Origin of the sequence: Janthinobacterium silvisoli, assembly GCF_014200725.1 — a bacterium.
Lineage (GTDB): Bacteria > Pseudomonadota > Gammaproteobacteria > Burkholderiales > Burkholderiaceae_D > Janthinobacterium.
Map to the genome: position 1 here is coordinate 1652086 of NZ_JACHCL010000001.1, position 24714 is coordinate 1676799.

The following is a 24714-nucleotide window of genomic DNA, read 5'->3' on the forward strand; positions in this document are numbered from 1 at the left end:
CTAGACTTTGACGCTGTCGACTTTCGGCATCACCGTGCGCGGCACGATCTCGTTTTCCGGGCAAGACCCGAGTGCGTCGGAGTAGCTGAGCCAGCGCTTCAGGCTATCCATGCGGCGGATGGTGATGCCCTTGCCGTTGATGTAGCCGATCTGTTCAAAATGGACAGGGCTGGTAGTCAGCTTGGACACGGTGGGCGCGTTGCCGATCAGCCTGTCATAGGCCTTGCGCGCCTTGTGTTCCCATTTGGCCAGCACCGGGTCATCGAAGCGGTTGCTTTCAAAGTAGACGGTAATGGTCCGGTCATGATTGGCGAAGCCGACGATGGCCGCGCCCTTGCGTATGGCCAGCAAGACATCTTCCTTGACGCCCGTGACAGGCACGAACACGGCTGCGCGTCCGTCCGCATCGGGACGCTCCATGGGGATATCTTGTCCAATTATGCTCATTGCATCACACTCAGCCTGGTTTTATTATTGATGTCTCAATAGATGCACCAATAATACATTGCTCAAAAGCACTATACAAGACCGTCCGGCATCTGCTGGCCAGTTGGCGTCTGCACTTATAATGCGTGTTGACTATTTGCAGACAACAGCTTCCCCATGACGCCCCAAGATCAAGACAGCAGCACCGACACCAGCCGCCTCGACGCCATCAGCGCCGCCGCCACCGAAGTGGCTGCGCAAAATGTGGCAGACACCTTGGCGATGGCCATTTGCCACCGGCCCGACGAGCCGGCGCTGGTCGTCTGCGACAAGCGCAGTTGGCTCAATGTGGTGCTGACCGAAGCGTATCGTCTGGCCTTGCCGGACGCCACCTTCATCGATTTCGACGACGTCACGCCGGAAGCCGTGCTGGCCGCGTTTGCCGCACTGCCGGCCGGCAGCCTGGTCGTGCTGATACAGTCGACCAGCTTCCGCCTGGAAGCCTTCCGCATCCGCATCGAGCTGTTCAAGCGGGGTTTGAAAGTAATCGAACACGTACACCTGTCGCGCATGCCCGGCGTGCAAGGCTTGCACTACATCGCCTCGCTGGCGTATGACCCCGCTTATTACCGCGGCGTGGGCCATGCCTTGAAACAGCGTATCGACCGCGCCCGCCATGGCATGGTCGACAGTGGCGGCGAGCAACTGGTCTTCGCCTCGCCCTTTGAAAGCGCCAAGCTCAATATCGGCGACTACAGCGGCATGAACAATATCGGCGGCCAGTTCCCGCTGGGCGAAGTGTTTACGGAGGCGCAAGACCTGGAAGCGGTCAATGGCCGCGTGCGCATCTTTGTTTTCGGCGATACCAAATTCATGGTCAACCGTCCCGACACGCCAATCACCCTGATCATCGAAAAAGGCAGGGTCACAGGCACCGAACACGCCACGCCGGAATTCCTGGAAATGCTGGAAATCATCCGCGCCCACGAAGGCGAAGTCTGGGTGCGCGAACTGGGCTTCGGCATGAACCGCGCATTTTCGCGCGAGCAGATGGTCAACGATATCGGCACCTATGAACGCATGTGCGGCATCCATCTGTCGCTGGGCGCCAAGCACGGCGTATATGCCAAGCCCCAGTTCAAGCGCAAGGATGCGCGCTACCACGTCGACATCTTCGCCGTAACGCAAGCTGTGTATCTCGACGACGAACGGGTCTACCAGGATGGCAGCTGGCAAGTGTAACTCCCGGTCACCACCTCGCACCATCTCTTACTCCCTCTCTTGCTGCCCGGCCAGCGATGTCGATTCTCCACTGACATACAAACAACAACCGGGCAGCCAAATTCCTTCCTCCACTGATTCCTCCGCTTATTAAAGTTTCCACAAGGAATTATTTAATATATATTCAAGCGCACTGCAGCATTGCCGCCATCATTCACTGGGACAAAGCGCATACCAAGTATCAAAAACACTGCTTCAAACGCAGCACCACACGATAACCGGAGAGAAATTGTCATGCCCAGCTTGATCAACAATATGAATATCGGCAAACGCCTGTTACTGGGTTTTGCCGTAGTGCTGCTCTGTTCGCTATTGGCGATCGGCATCGGCATCGCCCGTTTGAGCGCGGTAGCCGACTCCACCAAACAATTGATGGCCGAGCCATTGGCCAGCGAACGCTATATCAGCGACTGGTATCTGTATGTGTATTCCGGCATCCGCCGCAGCCTGGCCATCGCCAAGAGCAGCGATAACTCGCTGGGCGATTTCTTTGCCGCCGAAGTGGCCGAGTCGACCACCGGTTCGGCCAAGCTGCAAAAGCTGATCGAGCCGTCCATCGATACGCCTGAAGAAAAAAAGATCTGGGCCGAGCTGATGGACTTGCGCAAGCAATACCTGTCGTCGCGCGACGAGGTGCTGGCGTTGAAAAAACAGGGTGATGCAGAACGCGCATCGTCACTGGTAGACAGCAAATATGCACCGGTAGCCAAGGCCTATGCCAGCAAGATCAAGGAATTGCTACAGTATGAGCGCGACGACATCAACCGCATGGCCGAAGAAATCCAGAAGATCTATGAAAAAAGCCGCGACCTGATGCTGGCACTGACGGTGCTGATGGTGGTCTTCGTGTTTGTCTGCGCCTGGCTGCTGGCCAAGTCGATCACGGTGCCTTTGGCAACGGCCGTGCAACTGGCGCGCCAGGTGGCCGACGGCGACCTGACGTCCAACGTCAGCAGCACCGCGCTCGATGAATCGGGCCAGTTGCTGCGCGCCCTGGGCGAAATGAATGGCAAGCTGGCTGGCATGGTCAGCGAAGTGCGCCATTCGAGCGACACCATCAACGTGGCATCGCAGGAAATCGCGGCCGGCAATGCCGACCTGTCGAACCGCACGGAATCGCAGGCGAGTTCACTGGAAGAAACGGCCAGCTCCATGGAAGAGCTGACCAGCACCGTGCGCCAGAATGCCGACAATGCGCGCCAGGCCAATCAGTTGGTGATCACGGCCAGCGGCGTGGCCGGGCGTGGCGGCAGCGTAGTGGAACAAGTGGTCGGCACGATGAATGGCATCAAGGATAGCTCGCGCAAGATCGCCGACATCATCGGCGTGATCGACGGCATCGCCTTCCAGACCAATATCCTGGCGCTGAACGCGGCGGTGGAAGCGGCGCGCGCCGGCGAACAGGGGCGCGGTTTCGCGGTGGTCGCCACCGAGGTGCGCAACCTGGCCCAGCGCAGCGCCGGTGCGGCCAAGGAAATCAAGACCCTGATCGTCGACTCAGTCAACCAGATCGAACAGGGCGGCAAACTGGTCGATGAGGCGGGCAAGACCATGGGCGAAATCGTCAGCAGCGTGCAGCAAGTGGCCGACATCATGGCGGAAATCACCGCCGCCAGCGCCGAGCAAAGCGCCGGCATCGAGCAAGTCAATATGGCGATTACGCAGATGGACCAGATGACGCAGCAAAATGCAGCGCTGGTCGAAGAATCGGCGGCAGCGGCCGAGAGCATGCAGCAGCAGGCCGGTGCGCTGGCGCAGGCAATGGGCGTGTTCAAGACGGGCGCGGCGCCTGGCGCGCCACGCCTGTCTGCCGCCCGCAAACAAGCCAAGCGCCTTAGCCTGGCTTAAGCAGTCAATCCTGATTATGACCGTAGCGGCTACGCTACGGTCAATCACTCAGTCGGCGATACGCAAATTGGTGCGCGCCAGTTCCAGTATCTCGTCGCCCCTGCCACTCATGATCGCGCGCAGCGCGAACAGGCTGAAACCCTTGGCTTGCGCCAGTTCGATCGACGGCGGCAGCGCCAGTTCATGCTTCGACGTGACCACATCGATCAACGCTGGGCCAGGGTGGCTGAAGGCTTCCCTCAGCGCCGCCTCCACATCTTCCGATTCCTCCACCCGCACGCCGTAGATACCCGCCGCCCTGGCGATGGCAGCAAAGTCGGTCTTGGCAAGATCGACATTGGTGTCCAGATAACCGGCCGCCTTCAATTCCATCGACACGAAACCGAGCAGGCTGTTGTTGAATACGACGATCTTGATCGGCAAATCGAGCTGGCGCGCCGTCAGCAAATCCCCCAGCAGCATCGACAGCCCGCCATCGCCTGACAGCGACACCACCTGCCGCCCCGGAAACGCGCCCTGGGCGCCCAGCGCCTGTGGCATGGCGTTGGCCATCGAGCCATGGTTGAACGAGCCATGCAGCTGGCGCTTGCCATTCATCGTCAGATAGCGCGCAGCCCACACCGTCGGCGTGCCCACGTCGGCCGTGAAGATCGCATCCTCGCTGGCGATGTCGTCGATCAGTTTGGCCAGGTATTGCGGGTGGATCGGCCGCCCTTTACCTGCTGGCGTGGCCAGCTCATCGAGCCCCTTGCGCGCCGAGACGTAGTGCTTGCGCGCGTTGTTGATGAAACTGCGGTCGGTCTTGCGCTGCAGCTTGGGCAAGGTGGCGGCCACGGTTTCCTTCACCGTGCCGACCAGTCCCAGTGCCAGCGGTGCGCGGTGGCCCAGCTGCGATCCCTTCCAGTCGATCTGGATGATTTTTGCGTCTGCTGGGTAAAACGGACGATAGGGAAAGTCACAGCCCAGCAGCAGCAAGGTATCGCAAGACATCATCGCGTGATAACCGGAACTGAAGCCGATCAGGCCCGTCATGCCCACGTCGTACGGGTTGTCGTATTCGATGAACTGCTTGCCGCGCAAGGCATGCACGATAGGTGCGCCCAGCATATCGGCCAGCGCCACCACTTCATCGTGCGCGCCCTGCGTGCCGCTGCCGCACATGATGGTCACCGCTTCCGAGTCGTTCAGCATGGCCGCCAGGCGGTCCAGGTCCACTTCGGCAGGCACGACGCGCGACGGCGCGCTGTGCACCCAGGCCGGCGCTTCCTCGGGGCCGGCGCTCAAAGCCACGTCGCCCGGCAGCACGATCACGGCCACGCCCCGCTCCTCGATGGCGGTGCGCATGGCGCGCGCCAGCACGCGCGGAAACTGCTCGGCCGACGACACCACTTCCACGTAATGGCTGCACTCCTTGAACAATTCCTGCGGATGCGTTTCCTGGAAATAGCCCAGGCCGACTTCTGTCGAAGGGATATGCGCGGCGATCGCCAGCACCGGCTGGTGGTTGCGGTGGCAATCGAACAGTCCATTGATCAGGTGCAGATTGCCCGGCCCGCAACTGCCTGCGCACACGGCCAGGCGGCCAGTCGACGCCGCATCGGCGCCGGCCGCAAAGGCAGCCGCTTCCTCGTGACGCGTATGCATCCAGCGTATCGCCTTGTCTTCAGCCAGGCTGTAAGCGAGTCCGTTCAGGCTATCGCCCGTCACGCCCCAGATCCGTTCCACGCCCGCCGCGGCGAGCGTCTGCGCGAGATATCCAGCGATGGTAGTTTTGGCCATGCATGACTCCTGTCTTCGGAAGAGAAAGAACCATTGTGATCCTATCTTTGAAAACAGCGCGTTTCATTCAATAACGTCAAGCTATTCCAGCGGCAGCATGCCGGCCGCCGCCAGTTCGCGGTCCCATGGGGGCACGGGCTGGTATTCGGCCACCAGGAAATCGATCAGCGCGCGCACCTTGGGCGACAGCTGGCGGCTGGCCGGGTACAGGGCGCTTAAATGATTGAGCGGCAGCGACCAGCCGGGCAGCACGGGCAGCAAACTGCCATCGAGCAGATTGCGCCAGGCCAGGAAGGTGGTGCTGTAGACGATGCCCAGCCCACGCTGCGCCGCCTGGTGCAACACCAGGCCATTGTTGGCCGTAAAACCGGCTTGCACGCGCACGCTGGTCTCCTCGCTTTGCCCCTCATGCACGCGCCGGAAGTGCCAGTTGGTGCCATCGGTCAGGTGGCTGAAATGCAGGCACTGATGGCGCAGCAAGTCTTGCGGCACTTGCGGCACGCCCCATTGCGCCAGGTAGGCGGGGCTGGCGCACAGCACGCCCCGGCACGGCGCCAGAGGGCGCATCGCCAGCGCGCTGCTGTCCGGGATGCCGCCGACCCGTATCGTCAGATCGAAGCCATGGCGTATCGGGTCGAGCAGCGCATCGTCGACAAACAGCTCGGCCTGCACCTGCGGATGCAGCAAACTGAAACGGGCGACGGCGTCGGCCAGCCAGGCGCTGCCAAAACTCGATGGCGCCTGGATGCGCAGCGGCCCGGCCAGTTCGGCGCCTGCCTGCGCCACATGCGCCACCATACGCGCCGCTTCCTGCGCCTGGCTGACGGTGGCCATGCACGGCGCCAGGTAGGCGCGGCCCGCATCCGTCAAGCTCACTTCGCGCGTGGAGCGGTGCAGCAGGCGCGCATTCAGCCGCTCTTCGAGCTGCATGATGGTCTTGCTGACCATGGCGCGCGTCAGGCCCAGGCGCTGGCCGGCAGCCGTAAAGCTGCGCTGGCGGGCCACCTCCACAAATACTTCCATCGCGCGTAATTGATCCATGATAAAGATTGTCTTCGCTTCGGCGACAATCTGTCAACCGCCGCATGATTGTTTGGCGGGCCATCGCATCCTACAATGGCGTCTTCTATCTATCCTTCGGAGCCGCCGCCATGCTGACAACTGCACAACAAGAACAATATCAACGCGATGGCTACATCATCCTGCCCGGTTTCAAGGGCGCTGAAGAGATCGCCGCCCTGCGCGCGCGCGCCGAACAGATTGTCAACGAATTCGATCCTAGCCTGAGCCAGTCCATCTTCACCACGCGCGACCAGGCCAAGAACACCAACGATTATTTCCTCTCGTCCGACAACACCATCCGCTGCTTTTTCGAAGAAGAAGCGTTCGGCCCGGACGGCCAGCTGAAACAGGCCAAGTCCCTGTCGATCAACAAGATCGGCCACGCCATGCATGATCTGGACCCGGTCTTCCGCAGCTTTTCCAGCGACCCGAAACTGGCTGAAGTGGCGCGCGACCTGGGCCTGGCCGAGGCACAGGTATGGCAATCGATGTATATCTTCAAACAGCCAGGCATCGGCGGCGAAGTACGCTGGCACCAGGACGCCACTTATTTTGAAACCACGCCGATCAGCGTGACCACCTTCTGGTTCGCGCTGGAAGACGCGACCCTGGAAAACGGCTGCCTGTGGGCCGAACCGGGCGGCCACCGCGGCCCGCTGCGCGAACGCTTCCTGCGCGATGGCGACCAGGTACGCGTAGAAAAACTCGACGCCACGCCATGGCCAGACGACAGCACGGCCGTGCCGCTGGAAGTGAAAGCCGGCGCGCTGGTCTGCTTCCACGGCTTGCTGCCGCACTACAGCGCGCCGAACCGCTCGCCGGTCTCGCGCCACGCCTACACCCTGCACGCCACCGATGGCCAGACCGAATACGCCAAACACAATTGGATACAGCGCGACGCGTCGTTCCCGGTGCGGGGCTTCGTCTGATGCGCATCCAGGTATTTGCCGCCCACTGGGGTAATAACGAACTGGCGCCGCAAGTGTTCATCGACAAGGTGCTGGCGGCTGGTTTCGATGGCATCGAAATGTCGCTGCCGCTGGACGTGGCCCTGCGCGAAGAATGGACCAGCCGCATCGCCGACGCCGGCCTGGCACTGATCGCCGCGCAATGGGAAACTGTGTTCCACAGCGGTTTTGATGCGCACCGCGCGGCCCTGGCCGAACTGCTGGACAACGCTTGCCAGGTCCGTCCCGTGCTGGTCAACACACACACGGGCAAGGATTTTTATACGCAGGCGCAAAACGCCGAACTGATAGCCCTGGCCGCTGCCATCTCGGCCAGACACGGCGTGCCCATCGTGCATGAAATCCACCGTAGCCGCTTCAGCGGCCACCCGATGCTGCTGCTGCCGTATCTGGCGCAGTTTCCCGAGCTGCCGCTGACGGCCGATCTGTCGCACTGGTGCTGCGCCTGCGAGTCCTTGCTGGAAGACCAGCCGCAGACGCTGGCGCAAGTGCTGCCGCTGGTGCGCCATATCCACGCACGCGTAGGCCACTCGCAAGGGCCGCAAGTGGCCGACTTCCGTGCACCGGAAGCCAAGCCCGCACTGGACGCCCACCTGGCCTGGTGGGATGCCGTGGTGGCGCTGCGCCGCGCGGCCGGCGCCAAACGCATGACGTTCACGCCGGAATTCGGCCCCGCACCGTATCTGCAAACCTTGCCTTACACGCAGCAGCCGGTGGCCGATGCGTGGGAACAGAACGTGGCCATGCTGCAGCTGCTGCGCCAGCGTTATGCCGAAGGCTAGACAATATCGGGCTGTACAAAGTCGCTTCGAATGAAATCAATAAAGGCACGCAGAGGCGCCGGCAGGTGCCGCCGGCCCGAGTAATATAAAAACGGGCCGGGAAAGCGCAGCCACCAGTCTTCCAGCACCGGCTGCAACTGGCCCGCATCGATAGTCGGTTGCAGCCACTCTTCAAACAGATAGATCAGGCCATGGCCTGCCACGGCAATGCTGACCGCCAGGTCGGAAGCCGTCGGCGTAATAATCAGGGGGCCACTCGGCTCGATACTGACTTTCTGCCCATCACGTTCAAACTCCCACGGCGGGATGGCGCCACTGAGAAATTTGCCCAGCAAGCAGGCATGTTGCAGCAGATCGCGCGGATGGGTGGGCACGCCGTGCCGGGCCAGGTAAGACGGCGCCCCGGCCACCGCGAAGCGCTGCGTGCGCGGGCCGATCGGTACCGCTATCATGTCCTGCTCCAGCCTCTCGCCATAACGGATACCGGCATCGCAGCCACTGGCGACGACATCGACAAAATTATTATCGACCACCAGGTCAAGCACGATGTGCGGATACGCACGCAGGAACTGGTCAACCATGGGCTGCAAAAAAAACATCGCTGCGCTGACCGGCACGTTCAGCCGCAAGGTGCCACGCGGACTGTCTCGCAAATCGTTCAATACATCGAGCGCGCTGGCCACCTCGCCCAGGGCTGGACGCAAACGGCTCAGCAAAAGCGCGCCGGCCTCGGTCGGTGTCACGCTGCGGGTAGTGCGTTCAAGCAGGCGTATGCCCAGTTGCTGCTCCAGGCGGCGCACGGCCTCGCTGATCGCCGAAGCGGACTGACCGCTGGCACGCCCAGCCTGGCGAAATCCCTTGTATTGCGCCACCAGCGCAAAGGTCGACAAGTCGGCCATGGAAGGGGGAATTTGGCTCATCGCAGTCATTTCCTTGTCTACGCATTGTGCGGAATTTAGCACAGCCTGTGCATGATTGACCCGATTATCACACGATGCGGACAGCGCTACCATGTGTTAATGCAGATGCGGCATCCTTCCGGATGGACGTGATCTCTGCCACACCACCAGGAGCTTACATGCGCGCTTACTCACCCGCTCAACACCAATTCACGCCCGTCGCTTGCGATATCGCTTTTAACCGTATCGGCTACGGCGCCATGCAACTGGCCGGCCCGCACGTATGGGGACCGCCCAAGGATCGTGCCGCCGCTGTTGCTGTACTGCGCGAAGCCATCGAACTGGGCGTCAACCATATCGACACCTCGGACTTTTACGGCCCGCACGTCACCAATCAGATCATCCGCGAGGCGCTGCACCCGTACCGCGACGATTTGACCATCGTTACCAAGATCGGCTTTATGCGCGGCGCCGACCAGTCCTGGCTACCGGCAGCATCCAAACAGCAGTTGCGCAATGCCGTACACGACAACTTGCGTAACCTGGGCCTCGATACGCTCGACGTGGTCAATCTACGCGCTCCCGGCATCGCTGGCGCCGATGGTTCGTCGATCGCAGAACCTTTATCCACGCTGATACAGCTGCAGCAAGAAGGGCTGGTACGCCATATCGGCCTGTCCAACGTCGATGCGAGGCAGGTGGCCGAGGCGCAGGAGATGACCCGCATCGTATGCGTGCAAAATCATTACAATATGGCACACCGTGAAGATGATGCGCTGATCGACACGCTGGCCACACAAGGCATCGCCTACGTGCCATTTTTTCCACTCGGTGGCTACACGCCGCTGCAGTCCGGCACCCTGACACAGGTGGCGGACGCACTGCAGGCCACGCCAATGCAGGTAGCGCTGGCATGGCTGCTGCAGCGTGCGCCAAACATGCTGGTGATTCCAGGCACATCGTCGGTGGCGCATCTGCGCGAGAACATCGCCTCTGGCGCCCTGCAGCTTGATGTGGAGACATTGAAGGCGCTCGACACCTTATAGACGATATTGGGAGCTCGCTTGCAATCAAATAGCGCACTATATATACTGGGAACATGGATACCACCACCGCCCCCAATCCCCTGCACCAGGTACCGCGCCTGGACAATCAGCTGTGCTTCGCCCTGTATTCGACCTCGCTGGCCATGAACAAGCTCTACCGCAAACTCTTGCGCAAGCTGGGCCTGACGTATTCGCAATATCTGGTGATGATGGTGCTGTGGGAGCGCGACGGTTTGAGCGTTTCCGAGGTGGGCGAACGTTTGTTTCTCGATTCCGCCACCCTGACGCCCCTGCTCAAGCGCATGGAACAGGCGGGGCTGTTGCGCCGCGTGCGCGCCGCCAGCGACGAACGCCAGGTCATCATTTCGCTGACGGAACAGGGCGATCAATTGCGCGAACAGGCGGCCACCTTGCCGGAAGCCATATTGAACGCCAGCCACTGCAAGGTGGAGCAAGTTGTAGAAATGAAACAGCAACTCGATCTGCTGCGTGGAAATCTGATGAAAAGTGAGTAAAACGGCGCTTTACCCAAGCAAAATCCGGTAGAGCAGCAACTCCACCATCGCTGGCGAAAGGTGCGAGGAAAAGCGCCTTTCTTTATTACAAATTGATAGTACAAGCACATCACCCTGCGTTTAGAATAGTTGCCACTATTTCTTTATAACAACAATCAGGGTGAGTATGCGTATCTCTTTCGGTCCAGTCGCCTGCCTGGCGCTTTGTTTCACCGTTTCCGCTTTTGCCGCCGAACCGTTCGACGACAAGTTCCGCCAGCTCGAAGAGCTGCTGCCCACCCCGAACACCTACCGCACCGCCTCTGGCGCACCGGGCCACGCCTATTGGCAGCAGCGCGCCGACTATGTCATCCGCGCCAGCCTCGATGAAGCCAGGCGCGAAATCAATGGCAGCGGCACCGTCACCTATCACAACCAGTCGCCCGACACGCTCAGCTATCTGTGGGTGCAGCTGGACCAGAATATCTACAAGCCCGATTCGGACGCGCGCCGCATGCTCACGGCACCATCGCGCCAGGCCTGGGCCAAGACGGGTGAAGAGGGCATGAAATTCGAAGGCTTGCGCGGCATCCTGGCAGGACGCGAATTCCAGGGCGGCTTCAATATCCGTGCACTGAAAGGCGCCGATGGCCAGCCCCTGAAGTACGTGATCAACCGCACCATGATGCGCATCGATTTGCCGCAGCCATTGAAGCCGGGCCAGGACTTTGTATTCCAGATCGACTGGGATTACCGCATCAACGAACAGAAAGTGCTGGGCGGACGCTCCGGTTATGAATTCTTCGACGAAGACAAGAACGCTCTGTTCGAAGTGGCCCAATGGTTCCCGCGCATGGCAGCCTACTATGACGTGACCGGCTGGCAGCACAAGCAGTTTCTTGGCTCAGGTGAATTCACCCTGGAATTTGGCGACTACGACGTACAGCTGACGGTGCCGGCCGACCATATCGTCGCCGCCACGGGGGAGCTGCAAAATCCGCAGGACGTACTCTCCGCCGCGCAGCGCGAGCGCCTGGAAAAAGCCCGCACCAGCGACAAGCCCGTCATCATCGTCACGCAAAAGGAAGCGGAAGCAGCCGAAAAATCGGTCAGCCGGACACAAAAAACCTGGCACTTCAAGGCCAGCAATGTGCGCGACTTCGCCTGGGCCTCGAGCCGCAAGTTCATCTGGGATGCTCAAGGCTACAACAAGGGCGACAGCAAGCTGATGGCCATGTCCTACTATCCGAAAGAGGGCAATCCGCTATGGGAAAAATACAGCACGCAAGCCATCGTGCATACCATCGAACAGTACAACAAGTACAGCATCGCCTACCCTTACCCGACGGCCATTTCCGTCAACGGCCCGGTGGGCGGCATGGAATACCCGATGATTTCGTTCAATGGCCCACGCCCCGTGAAAGACAAGAAGACGGGCGCCGTGAGCTATTCCAAGCGCACCAAATATGGCCTGATCGGCGTCATCATCCACGAGGTGGGGCATAACTACTACCCGATGATCATCAATTCGGATGAACGCCAGTGGACCTGGATGGATGAAGGCTTGAACACCTTCGTGCAATACCTGGCGCAGCAGGCATGGGAAGAAAACTACCCGGCTTCGCGCGGCGAGCCGCGCGAAATCGTCGACTACATGCGCAGCCGCGACCAGGTGCCCATCATGACCAATTCCGAATCCTTGCTCCAGTTCGGGAACAACGCCTACGCCAAGCCGGCGGCGGGCTTGAACATCCTGCGCGAAACCATCCTGGGACGCGAACTGTTCGACTACGCCTTCAAGGAATACGCTCAGCGCTGGAAGTTCAAGCGCCCCACGCCGGCCGACTTCTTCCGCACCATGGAAGACGCTTCCGGCACGGACCTGGACTGGTTCTGGCGCGGCTGGTTCTACACCACCGACCCGGTCGACATCAGCATCGACGGCATCACCGAGTACGGCGTGAGCAGCAAGAATCCGGAAGTGGAAAAAGCCTGGAAAAAGGCGCAGAAGGATGGCGCCCCCATCTCCGTCACGGACCGCAACAACAAGGGCATGCCGCGCCGCGTCGACGCGCATCCTGAGCTGAAGGATTTCTATAACGAACACGACGATTTCACCGTCACCAACAAGGACCGCAACGGCTACGCGGAAACAGCGGCAGCGCTGGAACCGTGGGAAAAGGACTTGCTGAAACAGGGCAAGCATCTGTACCTGGTCGACTTTTCCAACCTGGGTGGCATGGTGATGCCGCTGATCCTGGAAATCGAACTGAAAAGCGGCAAAAAATACATCGAACGCGTGCCGGCCGAAGTATGGCGCTACACGCCGAAGAAAATCACCAAGATCATCGTCACCGATGAGCCGATGGTGGGACTGGTACAAGACCCGTACTGGGAAACGGCCGATATCGACACCAGCAACAACTCCTGGCCACGCAAGATCACGCCATCGCGACTGGAACTGTTCAAGAGCGAAAAATCGCCCAAGGATAACCTGATGCGCGACTACCAGACGCCACTCAAGGGCAAGAACAGCGCCGCCAAGGATGACGAGGCGTGAGAAGCTGGCACAGTCTGGCGGCAGCCGTGCTGGCCGCCGTCAGCACGCTCGCCAGTGCCCATAACTACCATATGGGTATCGCCGACGTCAGCTACAACGCCGTCACGGGCAGCACGGAAGTGGTCCACACCTACACGGGCCACGACGTGGAAGCGCTGCTGGCGAACCTGTATCAGCGCCAGTTCGACCTGGGCCAGGAAGACAGCGAAGCGGCCCTGCGCCGCTACGTGGACAAGCAGTTCTACATCACGGCGCCCGACGGCAAGCGCCTGCGCCTGAACTGGGTCGGCATCAAGGTCGATGCGGATAACGTGGTGATCTTCCAGGAGATCGAACACACGCGTCTGGCGCCCGCCACGCGCATCCACAACCAGCTGCTGATCGACTTTTTACCGAGCCAGAAAAACACCCTCAACGTACAGGACAGCGGCGCCATCCAGACCCTGTTCTTCGACCATCAAAACACCGAACTGCCGATCAAGTAATGACGCCACGCCACCTGCCTGTTCTACTCGCCACTCTATTTGCCCACACCATCTCCCACGCCGACGACATCTTCCAGCGCGTGCTGGTCGATGGCTCGCGCATGAACCAGCTGGGCGTGGCCGATTCGGCCAACGCGGGCAGCGTCACGCAGCAGCAGCTGGAAGCGCGCACCAACTACCGCCCCGGCGAATTGCTCGAAGCGGTGCCGGGCCTGATCGTCAGCCAGCATAGCGGCGAAGGCAAGGCCAACCAGTTTTACCTGCGCGGTTTCAACCTCGATCACGGCACCGACTTGCGCACCACCGTCGATGACATGCCCGTCAACCAGCGCAGCCATGCGCATGGCCAGGGCTGGACCGACCTGAACTTTTTGATCCCCGAACTGGCGATGCGTCTCGATTACAAGAAGGGGCCCTACTCCGCCACCGAAGGCGATTTCGCCTCGGCCGGCACCGCCTCCGTCATCTATGCCAACCGCCTGACGCAAGGACTCGCCAGTGTGGGGCTGGGACAGAACGGCTTTCGCCGCGCCCTGCTGGCCGACTCGCTCGACGCAGGCCGCGGCAGCTTTCTGTATGCGCTGGAGACGCAGCACAACGACGGGCCGTTTACGCACCCGGACCGCTACCATAAGCTTAATGGCGTGCTGCGCTACAGCGAAGGTTATGCCAACAACGGCTTTAATGTGACGGCCATGGCCTATGACGCCAGCTGGAACGCCACCGACCAGATTCCGCTGCGGGCGGTGCAGGATGGCTCGCTGGGCCGCTTCGACACGATAGACCCGACCGATGGCGGCAAGGCGCAGCGCTTTAGCCTTTCCGGCGCCTGGCGCCGCACGGGCGACGATATGTCGAGCAAGGTCAGCGCTTATGTGATCGCCAACCGTTTGAGCCTGTTTTCCAACTTCACCTATGTGCTTGATGACCCTATTCATGGCGACCAGTTTGCCCAGCCCGACCGGCGCGTCACGTCCGGCCTGAACGCCAGCCACACCTGGCACCGCCATACGGAGACGGGCAGCAGCGATACCACCATCGGCTTGCAGCTGCAAAACGATAATATCCACAATGGCTTGTATAGCACGCAGGCGCGGCAAACGCTGTCGACCACGCGACAAGACCATATCGTCGAATCCAGTGTGGGGCTGTATGTGGAAAACAGCACGCGCTGGTCGCCCTGGCTGCGCACGGTGGCAGGCGTGCGCGCCGACGCCTACCGCTTCGACGTGCGCAGCGACCGGCTGGAAAACTCGGGCAAGGCCAACGACCATTTGTTCAGCCCCAGCCTGAGCATCATCGCCGGGCCGTGGCAAGATACCGAAATGTATGCCAACCTCGGCAATGGCTTTCATAGTAACGACGCGCGCGGCACCACAATCACAGTCGATCCGAAGACCGCTGAACCAGTCGACAAGGTCACGCCGCTGGTCCGTTCGCAAGGACTGGAACTGGGTCTGCGCAGCGCCGTTTTCCCGGGCTTGCAAACGAGCTTGTCGCTGTACCGCCTGGACTTCGATTCGGAACTGCTGTTCGTCGGCGACGCGGGCGCCACCGAAGCAGGCCGCCCCAGCCGCCGCTATGGCGTGGAATTCTCCAGCTACTACAAGGCGGCCAAGTGGCTGTCGCTGGACCTGGACCTGGCCTATGCGCGCGCCCGTTCGCGCGGCGAGCGCGGTGAGGACGCCATCGGCGACTTTATCCCCGGCGCCATCGAAGGCGTGGCCCAGCTGGCCATGACGGTCACGCCGCAGGGACCGTGGTCAGGCTCGCTGCGCCTGCGCTACTTCGGCCCGCGCCCCCTGACGGAAGATAATAGCGTGCGTTCATCGGCCAGCGTGGGCTTGAATGGCCGCCTCGCTTACCAGATCGACAAGAGCTTGCGCGTAGAGCTGGAAGGTTTCAATTTAACCAACCGGCGCGACTCGGCCATCGACTACTACTATGCTTCGCGCCTGCCCGGCGAAGCGCAGCCGGTCGACGATATCCACTTCCACCCGGTGGAATCGCGTTCCCTGCGCCTGACCCTGGTCAAGAATTTTTAAGACTACAAGAATAATTCTCATCGGCGCCGCACAGGAAACGTCCGCAAGTCGTAGAATGCCAGGCTGGACCAACTTGATAGCGGCCGCCTTACGGCCGGCACCGACATGAGCACTTCCGCCCCGATCTTTACCGACCCGTCCCGCCTGAAGGACGCCTTGCGCGATGACGGTTATGCCGTGCTGCGCCCGCAGGACGTGGCGGCGCTGGCCGGCTGCCCGCTAGCCGCGCTGCGCGCGCTCGAATCGAGCTGGAATACCCTGGCACTTGACAATTACCTCAAGGATGGCGGCCGTTACCGCCGCCGCCGCCACTCGTGCTTCGTGCAGGATGGTGGCAAGCTGACACAGACGGCGCACCGCCCGCACTGGCAGCCGGTGGAATACAACGCCCTGCACGGCGGCATGCACCGCTTGTTCGAACCGGTAGAGCCAGCCATCGCGGCGCAAGCAGCGTGGCAGCAGCTGATACGCGCACTGGGCAACACCTGTTCCGAAGTGCGCGGCAGCCAGCCGTGGTTCATCGAGGCGCACCAGTTCCGCATCGACACCACGGACGGCATCGGCCGCCCGACACCGGAAGGCGCACACCGCGACGGTGTCGATTTTGTCGCCGTGCTGCTGATAGGCCGCGCCAATATCAAGGGCGGCGAAACGCGCATCTTCGAAGCCGATGGTCCGAATGGCAAGCGCTTTACCCTGACCGAACCATGGTCGCTGCTGCTGCTCGATGACGCCACCGTGATCCACGAATCGACGCCTATCCAGCCCATTGGCCCGGAGGGGCACCGCGATACGCTGGTGATTACGTACCGGGCGGGACAATTCCAGGGCGAAAATCAGTAAACGTCCCACATGCGGGGCATGCAAAAAAGTTACTTGGATGTTACTTTTACTGACTTAAATCCGATATAGTCTCAGGATGACGATCTTGCGCGCGCGCCGCGCGCCAGCATCATTACACTGAATTCTAGGAGAGGTCTGTGGACTCCAATAACCAAATCAAACCCGACGAAATCGAGATCCTGATCGTCGAGGATAGTCCGACCCAGGCGGAGCGTTTGCGCCGCCTGATCCAGTCCCTGCACTACAACGCCCGCGTGGCGGCCAATGGCCAGCTGGCCCTGGCCGCCATCCGCGAGCGCAAGCCGCACCTGGTGCTGTCCGATATTGTCATGCCGGAAATGAACGGCTATGAGCTGTGCCGCGCCATCAAGTCCGACCCTACCCTGCGCGATATTCCCGTCATCCTGGTCACTTCGCTCAACGACCCGAAAGACATCATCCGCGGTATCGAGTGCGGCGCAGACAATTTCATCCGCAAGCCGTACGCGGAAGACTATCTGCTCAACCGCATCAGTCACATGCTGATGAACCAGAAGCTGCGCAAGAACCAGAATGTCGAAATCGGCATCGCGCTCTACCTGGGCGACCAGAAGCACTTCATCAATGCGGAGCGCCAGCAAATCCTCGACCTGCTGATCTCCACCTATGAGCAGGCGGTGCAGGTCAATGGCGAATTGCAGGCGCGCGAACGGCAAGTCATCGAGCTCAATATGCGTCTGGCGCACCACGCGGCCGAACTGGAAACCACCAACCGCGAAATCGCCCTGAAAAACCTGGAGCTGGCCGAAGCGAGCCGCATGAAATCGGCCTTTATCGCCAATATGTCGCACGAGCTGCGCACGCCGCTGAACGCCATCATCGGCTTCACGGGCGCGCTGCTGATGAAACTGCCAGGCCCATTGACCTCGGACCAGGACAAGCAGCTCAACACCATCCGCGCCAGCGCGCGCCATCTGCTCTCGCTGATCAACGACATTCTGGACGTGGCCAAGATCGAGGCAGGCAAGCTGACACTGTCGATCGAAGCCGTCACCTGCCAGGAATTGATCACCGAGGTGGCGGAAACCTTGCGCCCGCTGGCCCAGCAAAAGGGCCTGGCGCTGGAAGTGGACGTGGGCGAACAGCCCATCGTGATCAACACGGACCGCCGCGCGCTGACGCAAATCCTGATCAACCTGCTCAATAACGCCATCAAGTTCACGGAACAGGGCAGCGTGCGCATCAGCCTGGCCCAGCGCGAGGAAGACGGCAGTCACGTCACGGAAATGAGCATCGCCGACAGCGGCGCCGGCATCAAGGAAGAAGACCAGGCCAAACTGTTCCAGGCCTTCTCGCAGCTGGACTCCACCTCCACCCGCCACGTGGAAGGCGCGGGGCTGGGCCTGTATTTGTGCCAGAACCTGGCCAGCGCCATCGGCGGTACCCTGCAGTTCCATAGCGACTATGGCTCCGGCAGCACGTTTACCCTGGCCCTGCCCGGCAAGCCCTGAGATTACTCAGAGAACAAGGTGATTTTTTTGCTATTTTAGCCAAATCGTCACCGTAGTTTTACCGTATTGCACTGCACCATTTTTGGAGATATAGTGTCACTGTCTCCTCCAATTCGTTCCTCGAACATTGGATTCAGCCCGCGCCCTTACCAGCCGCGGGCTTTTTTTTGCCTGTTGCTGCGGCGCAGCCTAACTGCGTGAAAAAGACCAGCCATTTTCAAATAACTAAAACGTTCGATTTAGTTATATCAATCGTTTGAGATATATGCTTAAATCTCAGCCATGATTGAAAAAAACCTTTCCAACACGCCACACGCAGACGATGGGCGCAAGCCCCGTTCCGACGGCGAGCAGTCGCGCGAGCGTTTGCTGCATAGCGCCATACGCCTGTTTGCCGAACAGGGTTACGCCAATACCTCCACACGCGAACTGGCACAGGCAGCCGGCACCAATGTAGCTGCCATCAGCTACTATTTTGGCGACAAGGCTGGCCTGTACCGCGCTGTTTTCGCCCAGTACGCGGTTGATCCGCAAGTCAAGATCGCCCGCTACGACCAGCCCCATTTCACCTTGCGCCAAAGCCTGGAAGGCTTTTATGCGCAGCTGCTGGCACCCATGTTGCAAAGCGGTCTGGTGCGCGACTGCCTGCGCCTGTGGTTCCGCGAAGTGCTGGAGCCGACCGGCTTGTGGGCGCGTGAGTTCGAGCAGAATATCCGTCCCGAACACGAAGCACTGACCCGCGTACTGGCGCGCCATCTGTGCGCGCCGGGCGACAGCGACGATATGCACCGGCTAGCCTTTTCCATCGCCGCGATGGCGCTGCAGCAGATGATCGCCGGCGACGTGCTGCGCGCGCTGCAGCCGCACTTGCTGGAAACGCCACAGGCCGTCGAGCTCTGGCTGGCACGCATGGTCGACTATGCGCTGGCGATGGCCGAAGTGGAACGGCAACGCCTGCATCCCGTCCCATCAAACGACTCCACCGATACTGCAAGAGGACAAGCATGAACAGGATCAAGGGCACGCTGGCTGCCAGCATGCTGCTGGCACTGGGCGGCTGCGCCCTGCAAGGGCCGCCAGCTGCGGTGATGGCTGCCGCGCCGCCGCAATGGCATACGCCGCTGCCGCACAATGGCAACCTGGCCGACCTGGCCAACTGGTGGCAGCGCCAGGGCGACAGCCTGCTGGTAGAACTGATCACCGACGCACAGCAAGCCAGCCCGGATATCGCCACCGCGCGCACGCGCATCGTGCAATCGCGCGCCGACCGCATCGCCAGCGGCGCCGCACTGGCGCCCACGCTGGACGCCAACGGCAGCGTAGTGCGCACCAGCCAGCAATCACTGCAACCCGCCGGTACCACCTCGCAACTGGCATTGCAGGCTACCTGGGAAATCGACGTTTTCGGCGCCAAACGGGCGGCACGCGACGCGGCCCAGGCACGCTATGAAGGCGCGCAAGCGATGTGGCACGACGCGCGCGTCTCGGTCGCCGCCGAAGTGGCCAAGCAGTATTACGCGCTGCGCGCCTGCCAGAAATTGCAAGCCGTCGCCGAACAGGATGCAGCCTCGCGCGCGGATTCCGCTCGCCTGACAGAGTTGAGCGCCAGGGCCGGTTTCGAAGCACCTGCCAATGCCGCCCTGGCCCGCGCCAGCGCTGCCGAAGGCGCCAGCCGCGCCATCGACCAGCGCACCAGTTGCGATGTCGCCATCCAGGCCCTGGTAGCCTTGTCGGCCATGCCCGAAGACACGCTGCGCCAAAAACTGGCAGCCTCGCCGCTGGTAGCGCCCGCCCCCGTCCGGATTGCCGCCCTGCCCGCGCAAACGCTGCGCCAGCGGCCCGATATTTTCAACGCCGAACGCAGTGTAGCGGCCGCCAGCTTTGAAGTGGGTGGCGCCCAAGCCCAGCGCTATCCGCAACTGAGCCTGACGGGTTCCATCGGCACCGGCAATTTCCGCACCAGCGGCGCCAGCATCACAGCCAGCACCTGGAGCATCGGCCCGCTGGCCGTCAGCTTGCCGATCTTTGACGGCGGTCGCCGCCGGGCTCAGGTCGACGCGGCAGCCGCGCGCTATGACGAAGCAGTACTGACCTATCGCGCCGATGTGCGCCAGGCCGTGCGCGAGGTCGAGGAAGCGCTGCTCAACCTGCGCAGCACGGAAGAACGCAGCAGCCATGCACAAACGGCACTGGAAGGGTATCGCTTGTCGTTCGTGGCGACAGAAGACCGCTACAAGAACGGCCTGGCCAGCCTGATCGAACTGGAAGATGCGCGCCGCACGCGCCTGGCCGCCGAAAACACGGTCGTCACCCTGGAGCGCGACCGCAGCACCGCCTGGGTAGCCCTGTACCGCGCCGCCGGCGGTGGCTGGAACAGCAGCTTGGCCACCGCCGCTACGCCCTGAGCGACCGTAAAAAACCAAGGCAAACAATATGAAAAAACTGACATTGAAACCGATCGCCATCGTCCTCGCCGCCCTGGTCCTGGTGGCCGGTGCTGGCATTACCCTCTACAAGCCAGCATCCAGGGCGGGCGATAGCAAGGATAGCGCGCAAAAACCGGCACTGACCGTCACCTCGGCCAAACCGCAGCCTGCCAGCCTGCCTATCAAACTGAGCGCCAACGGCAACGTGGCCGCCTGGCAGGAAGCCGTCATCGGCAGCGAATCGAACGGCTTGCGCCTGACGGAAGTGCGCGTCAATGTGGGCGATGTGGTGCGCGCCGGCCAGGTGCTGGCCGTATTCTCGAATGACACCGTCAATGCCGACCTGGCGCAAGCGAAGGCAGCCGTGCAGGAAGCGCAGGCGAATGCCGCTGAAGCAGCCGCCAATGCACAGCGCGCCCGCTCGCTGCAAACCACGGGCGCCATCAGCGCACAGCAGATCACGCAATACTTGACGGCCGAGCAGACGGCCAATGCGCGCATTGCATCAAGCAAGGCGCAGCTGGCGACGCAAGAGCTGCGCCTGAAATACACGCAGGTGGTGGCGCCTGATAGCGGTATTATCTCGTCGCGTTCGGCCACCGTCGGCTCGGTGGTCGGCGCCGGTACGGAATTGTTCCGCATGATACGCCAGGGCCGCCTGGAATGGCGTGCCGAAGTCACGGCCACAGAACTGCTGAAGTTAACACCGGGGACCCTGGCCGAAGTGACGGCCGCCAATGGCAGCGTCCTGACGGGCAAGGTGCGCATGATCGCTCCTACCGTCGATCCGCAAACCCGCTCAGCCCTCGTCTACGTAGACCTGCCGCCATCGACCGGCGGCAACGCGCCATTCAAGGCCGGCATGTATGCCAGCGGCGCTTTTGAGCTGGGCGCGTCGAACGCGCTGACCGTGCCCCAGCAGGCGATCGCCATACGCGACGGCTTCAGCTATGTGTTCCGCCTGAACCCCGACCAGCGCGTCAGCCAGATCAAGGTAGAGCCGGGCCGCCGCCTGGCGGACAGCATCGAAATCCTGTCCGGCATCACGGCAGGCACCACCATCGTCGTCAACGGCGCCGGTTTCCTCAACGACGGCGACCTGGTACGCAATGTTCCACCTCCAGCCGCAAGCGCCAAAAGATAAGGAGAGGCCATGAATTTTTCCTCCCTGTCGATCAAGAATCCGATACCGGCCATCATGCTGTTTGCACTGCTGAGCCTGGCCGGGATGCTGGCCTACAAGGCCAATCCGGTGCAGGATTTCCCCGATATCGAACTGCCCATCGTCACCGTCAATGCGGTGCTGCCCGGCGCCGCGCCGGCCCAGCTGGAAACGGAAGTGGCGCGCAAGATCGAGGACTCCGTCGCCACCTTGCAAGGCGTGAAGAACATCTATACCAAGGTGCTCGATGGCACGGTCACGGTGACCGTCGAATTCATCCTGGAAAAGCAGATTCCCGAAGCCGTCAATGACGTGCGCGATGCGGTGGCCAGGGTCAAGGCCGACATGCCGGCCGAACTGCGCGACCCCACCGTCACCAAGGCCACCACGGCAGGCCGCGTGGTGCTGACCTTTATCGCCAGGCCCAGGGATGGCGCCAGCAATCCGCTCGACGCCACCGACCTGTCCTGGTTCGTCGACAATACAGTATCCAAGCGCCTGCTGGCAGTGCCCGGCGTGGGCGCCGTCAACCGCGTGGGCGGCGTCTACCGCGAGATCCAGGTGGAACTCAATGAAGAACGCATGGCGGCCTTGAAAGTGTCGGCGCTGGACGTGTCGCGCCAGTTGCGGCTGGTGCAGCGCGAAGCACCGGGCGGGCGCGGCGATGTCAGCGGCGCCGAGCAGTCGGTACGCACCATCGCCACCGTGCAGACGGCCGATGAACTGTCGCGCATCGACTTGCCGCTGCCGGACGGCCGCCATGTGCGCCTCGACCAGGTGGCCACGGTGCGCGACACGATCGCCGAACCACGTGCGCTGGCCGAACAGAATGGCAAGACCGTGGTCGCCTTTGACGTGTTCCGCACCAAGGGCGCCAGCGATGTCGCGGTAGCCAAAGGCGCGCGCGCCGCCATCGCCCAGCTGCAAAAGGAAAACCAGAACATCGTGCTGGAACAGGCGATCGACAATGCCGTTCCCGTCGAAGAAAATTTCGATGGTTCGATGGAACTGCTGTATGAAGGCGCACTGCTGGCCGTGCTGGTGGTGTGGTGGTTCTTGCGCGACTGGCGCGCCACGCTGGTGGCAGCCGCCGCACTGCCGCTGTCCGTGATGCCAGCCTTTTTGGGCATTTACTGGTTCGGCTATACACTCAACACCGTGACCTTGCTGTCGCTGGCGCTGGTGGTGGGCGTGCTGGTCGATGACGCCATCGTGGAAATCGAGAATATCTCGCGCCATCTGCGCATGGGCAAGACGCCGATGGAAGCGGCCATGGAAGCGGCCGACGAAATCGGCATGGCGGTGATCGCCACTACCTTTGCGCTGGTGGCCGTGTTCCTGCCGACCGCCTTCATGAGCGGCATCCCCGGCCTGTTCTTCAAGCAGTTCGGCTGGACCGCCGTGCTGGCCGTACTGGCGTCCTTGCTGGTGGCGCGGCTGCTGACACCGATGATGGCGGCCTACATCCTGAAGCCCTCCGTGCACAAGGAAGAGCAGGATAGCTGGCTGATGACGCGCTACCTGACGGTGATGCAATGGTGTCTGCGCAACCGGGGCATCACGGCCATCGCCTCGGCCCTGTTCTTTGCCGGCTCCATCGCGCTCGTGCATCTGCTGCAAACGGGTTTCGTGCCGGCCGCCGACCGGGCACAAACGCAGATCAACCTGGAACTGCCGCCCGGCTCCACCCTGGCCGAAACCCAGGCCGTGGCGGTGCAGGCGCGCGATGCCGCCATGCAGGTCCACGGCATCACCGACGTATTCAGCTCTGTCGGTGGCGGTTCCAGCGGCAATGCCTTTGCGCCCGGTGCCTCCGCCGAGGCGCGCCGCGCCGTGCTGACCTTGACCACCGTGCACCGCACCAAGCGCAAGGAATCGATGGCCCAGCTGGAAGCGCAGCTGCGCCGCAAGCTCGATAATATTCCCGGCGCCCGCTTCACGGTGGGGCCGCCCGACACGGGCGTCAAGATGCAGCTGGTGCTGCGTTCAGAAGACCCGGCCGCACTGCTGGCGGCGGCGCAAAAAGTCGAGCGCGAACTGCACAGCCTGAAAGGCATCGGCAACGTCAATTCCAGCGCCTCGCTGGTACGTCCGGAAATCATCGTGCGTCCCGACTTCGCCAAGGCTGCCGACCTTGGGGTGACGGCGGCGTCCATCGGCGAAACGGTGCGCGTGGCCACCGCTGGCGACTACGATACGGACATGACGAAGATGAACCTGCCGGAACGCCAGGTACCGATCCGCGTCAAGCTGCCCAACAGCGTGCGGGCCGACCTGGCCGCCATTGAACGGCTGACCGTGCCGGGCAAGAATGGCCCGGTGCGCCTGGCCAACGTGGCGAGCGTCACCATGGAAAGCGGCCCGGCCCAGATCGACCGCCTGAACCGCAGCCGCAATGTGACCCTGAACGTGGAACTCGGTACACGCACCCTAGGTGAATTGAACACGGAAGCGCGCGCCCTGCCATCGATGAAGAATTTGCCGCCGTCCGTAAAGATCGCGGAACTGGGCGACGCACAGGAAATGGCCTCGCTGTTTGCCAGCTTCGGCACGGCCATGCTGATCGGCGTGCTGTGCATCTACTGCGTGCTGGTGCTGCTGTTCAAGGACTTCATGCAGCCGATGACGATCCTGGCGGCGCTGCCGCTGTCGATCGGCGGCGCCTTCGTGGCGCTACTGCTCACGCACAGCATCCTGTCGATGCCGTCGATGATAGGCCTGATCATGCTGATGGGGATCGTCACCAAGAACTCGATCCTGCTGGTCGACTATGCGATATTGGCACGTGAAGCGGGCATGAACCGTTTCGACGCGCTGGTTGACGCCTGCCACAAGCGCAGCCGGCCCATCCTGATGACCACCATCGCCATGGGCGCCGGCATGATGCCGCTGGCGCTGGGCTGGGGCGCCGACCCGAGCTTCCGCTCGCCGATGGCGATCACCGTCATCGGCGGCCTGATCACCTCGACATTATTAAGCCTGCTGGTGGTGCCGGCCGTGTTCACCTATGTCGACGACCTGGAGCACTGGCTGCAAGGCCTGGCGGCAAAACTGCGCCACCACAAGACGCCCGTACAGTTGAAAAAGCAGGAGCAAGGCTGATTTAAAAAAAAAGCCC

The 24714-nt window shown here is 61.7% G+C and carries 19 protein-coding genes; 15 read left to right on the forward strand and 4 right to left on the reverse strand.

Annotated features, from left to right (window positions below; genetic code table 11):
• A complete protein-coding gene (locus tag HDE75_RS07465) occupies positions 1–420 on the reverse strand; it encodes a hypothetical protein (RefSeq protein ID WP_183675500.1) in 420 nt (139 codons plus the stop codon).
• Positions 421–603: 183 nt separating this feature from the next.
• Between HDE75_RS07465 and HDE75_RS07470 the strand changes: the two genes are divergently transcribed.
• Both HDE75_RS07470 and HDE75_RS07475 read left to right on the forward strand, forming a co-directional pair.
• A complete protein-coding gene (locus HDE75_RS07470) occupies positions 604–1668 on the forward strand; it encodes a M29 family metallopeptidase (protein WP_183675498.1) in 1065 nt (354 codons plus the stop codon).
• 273 nt (positions 1669–1941) lie between these two features.
• Positions 1942–3555 carry a methyl-accepting chemotaxis protein gene (locus tag HDE75_RS07475; RefSeq protein WP_183675496.1) on the forward strand — a complete coding sequence of 538 codons (1614 nt, stop codon included), beginning with the start codon at positions 1942–1944 and terminating at the stop codon, positions 3553–3555.
• Positions 3556–3603: 48 nt separating this feature from the next.
• Here the strand turns inward: HDE75_RS07475 and poxB are convergent, their stop codons facing one another.
• Positions 3604–5334, reverse strand: coding sequence for a ubiquinone-dependent pyruvate dehydrogenase (gene poxB / locus HDE75_RS07480; protein ID WP_183675494.1), 1731 nt, complete (start codon positions 5332–5334; stop codon positions 3604–3606).
• 81 nt (positions 5335–5415) lie between these two features.
• Positions 5416–6375: a LysR family transcriptional regulator gene (locus HDE75_RS07485; RefSeq protein ID WP_260173795.1), complete on the reverse strand. Its 960-nt coding sequence runs from the start codon at positions 6373–6375 to the stop codon at positions 5416–5418.
• Positions 6376–6485: 110 nt separating this feature from the next.
• Between HDE75_RS07485 and HDE75_RS07490 the strand changes: the two genes are divergently transcribed.
• Entirely contained in the window at positions 6486–7325 is an 840-nt protein-coding gene (locus HDE75_RS07490; RefSeq protein ID WP_183675493.1) for a phytanoyl-CoA dioxygenase family protein, read from the forward strand.
• The gene (locus HDE75_RS07495) at positions 7325–8146 is read left to right on the forward strand and encodes a TIM barrel protein (RefSeq protein ID WP_183675491.1); all 822 of its coding nucleotides are present in this window, start codon (positions 7325–7327) and stop codon (positions 8144–8146) included. Before HDE75_RS07490 ends, HDE75_RS07495 begins: the two co-directional genes overlap by 1 nt.
• Here HDE75_RS07495 and HDE75_RS07500 read toward each other — a convergent pair.
• A complete protein-coding gene (locus HDE75_RS07500) occupies positions 8143–9066 on the reverse strand; it encodes a LysR family transcriptional regulator (RefSeq protein ID WP_221291767.1) in 924 nt (307 codons plus the stop codon). The two genes, HDE75_RS07495 and HDE75_RS07500, sit on opposite strands and share 4 nt — an antisense overlap.
• Before the next feature lie 158 nt (positions 9067–9224).
• On the opposite strand from HDE75_RS07500, the gene HDE75_RS07505 reads away from it, so the two are divergent.
• From HDE75_RS07505 to HDE75_RS07555, 11 genes are all read left to right on the forward strand, one after another.
• On the forward strand, positions 9225–10091 hold the full coding sequence (locus HDE75_RS07505) for an oxidoreductase (RefSeq protein WP_183675489.1): 867 nt from the start codon (positions 9225–9227) through the stop codon (positions 10089–10091).
• A gap of 53 nt (positions 10092–10144) precedes the next feature.
• Positions 10145–10606, forward strand: a complete 462-nt coding sequence (locus HDE75_RS07510) for a MarR family winged helix-turn-helix transcriptional regulator (protein WP_183675487.1) — start codon at positions 10145–10147, stop codon at positions 10604–10606.
• A gap of 166 nt (positions 10607–10772) precedes the next feature.
• A complete protein-coding gene (locus tag HDE75_RS07515; RefSeq protein ID WP_183675485.1) occupies positions 10773–13145 on the forward strand; it encodes a M1 family metallopeptidase in 2373 nt (790 codons plus the stop codon).
• Positions 13142–13630 (forward strand): DUF6702 family protein, encoded by a 489-nt coding sequence (locus HDE75_RS07520; RefSeq protein ID WP_183675483.1) that lies wholly within the window; start codon positions 13142–13144, stop codon positions 13628–13630. The genes HDE75_RS07515 and HDE75_RS07520 overlap by 4 nt, the downstream gene beginning before the upstream one ends.
• Positions 13630–15675 (forward strand): TonB-dependent receptor, encoded by a 2046-nt coding sequence (locus HDE75_RS07525; RefSeq protein ID WP_183675481.1) that lies wholly within the window; start codon positions 13630–13632, stop codon positions 15673–15675. The genes HDE75_RS07520 and HDE75_RS07525 overlap by 1 nt, the downstream gene beginning before the upstream one ends.
• A gap of 105 nt (positions 15676–15780) precedes the next feature.
• Positions 15781–16518 carry a 2OG-Fe dioxygenase family protein gene (locus HDE75_RS07530; protein ID WP_183675479.1) on the forward strand — a complete coding sequence of 246 codons (738 nt, stop codon included), beginning with the start codon at positions 15781–15783 and terminating at the stop codon, positions 16516–16518.
• 137 nt (positions 16519–16655) lie between these two features.
• Positions 16656–18008: a hybrid sensor histidine kinase/response regulator gene (locus HDE75_RS07535; RefSeq protein ID WP_183675477.1), complete on the forward strand. Its 1353-nt coding sequence runs from the start codon at positions 16656–16658 to the stop codon at positions 18006–18008.
• Positions 18009–18290: 282 nt separating this feature from the next.
• A complete protein-coding gene (locus HDE75_RS07540) occupies positions 18291–19016 on the forward strand; it encodes a CerR family C-terminal domain-containing protein (RefSeq protein ID WP_183675475.1) in 726 nt (241 codons plus the stop codon).
• A complete protein-coding gene (locus tag HDE75_RS07545) occupies positions 19013–20413 on the forward strand; it encodes an efflux transporter outer membrane subunit (protein ID WP_183675473.1) in 1401 nt (466 codons plus the stop codon). Before HDE75_RS07540 ends, HDE75_RS07545 begins: the two co-directional genes overlap by 4 nt.
• A gap of 28 nt (positions 20414–20441) precedes the next feature.
• Positions 20442–21578 (forward strand): efflux RND transporter periplasmic adaptor subunit, encoded by a 1137-nt coding sequence (locus tag HDE75_RS07550; RefSeq protein ID WP_183675472.1) that lies wholly within the window; start codon positions 20442–20444, stop codon positions 21576–21578.
• A 9-nt stretch (positions 21579–21587) separates the two neighbouring features.
• The gene (locus HDE75_RS07555; RefSeq protein WP_183675470.1) at positions 21588–24698 is read left to right on the forward strand and encodes an efflux RND transporter permease subunit; all 3111 of its coding nucleotides are present in this window, start codon (positions 21588–21590) and stop codon (positions 24696–24698) included.
• The last annotated feature ends 16 nt before the right edge of the window (positions 24699–24714 follow it).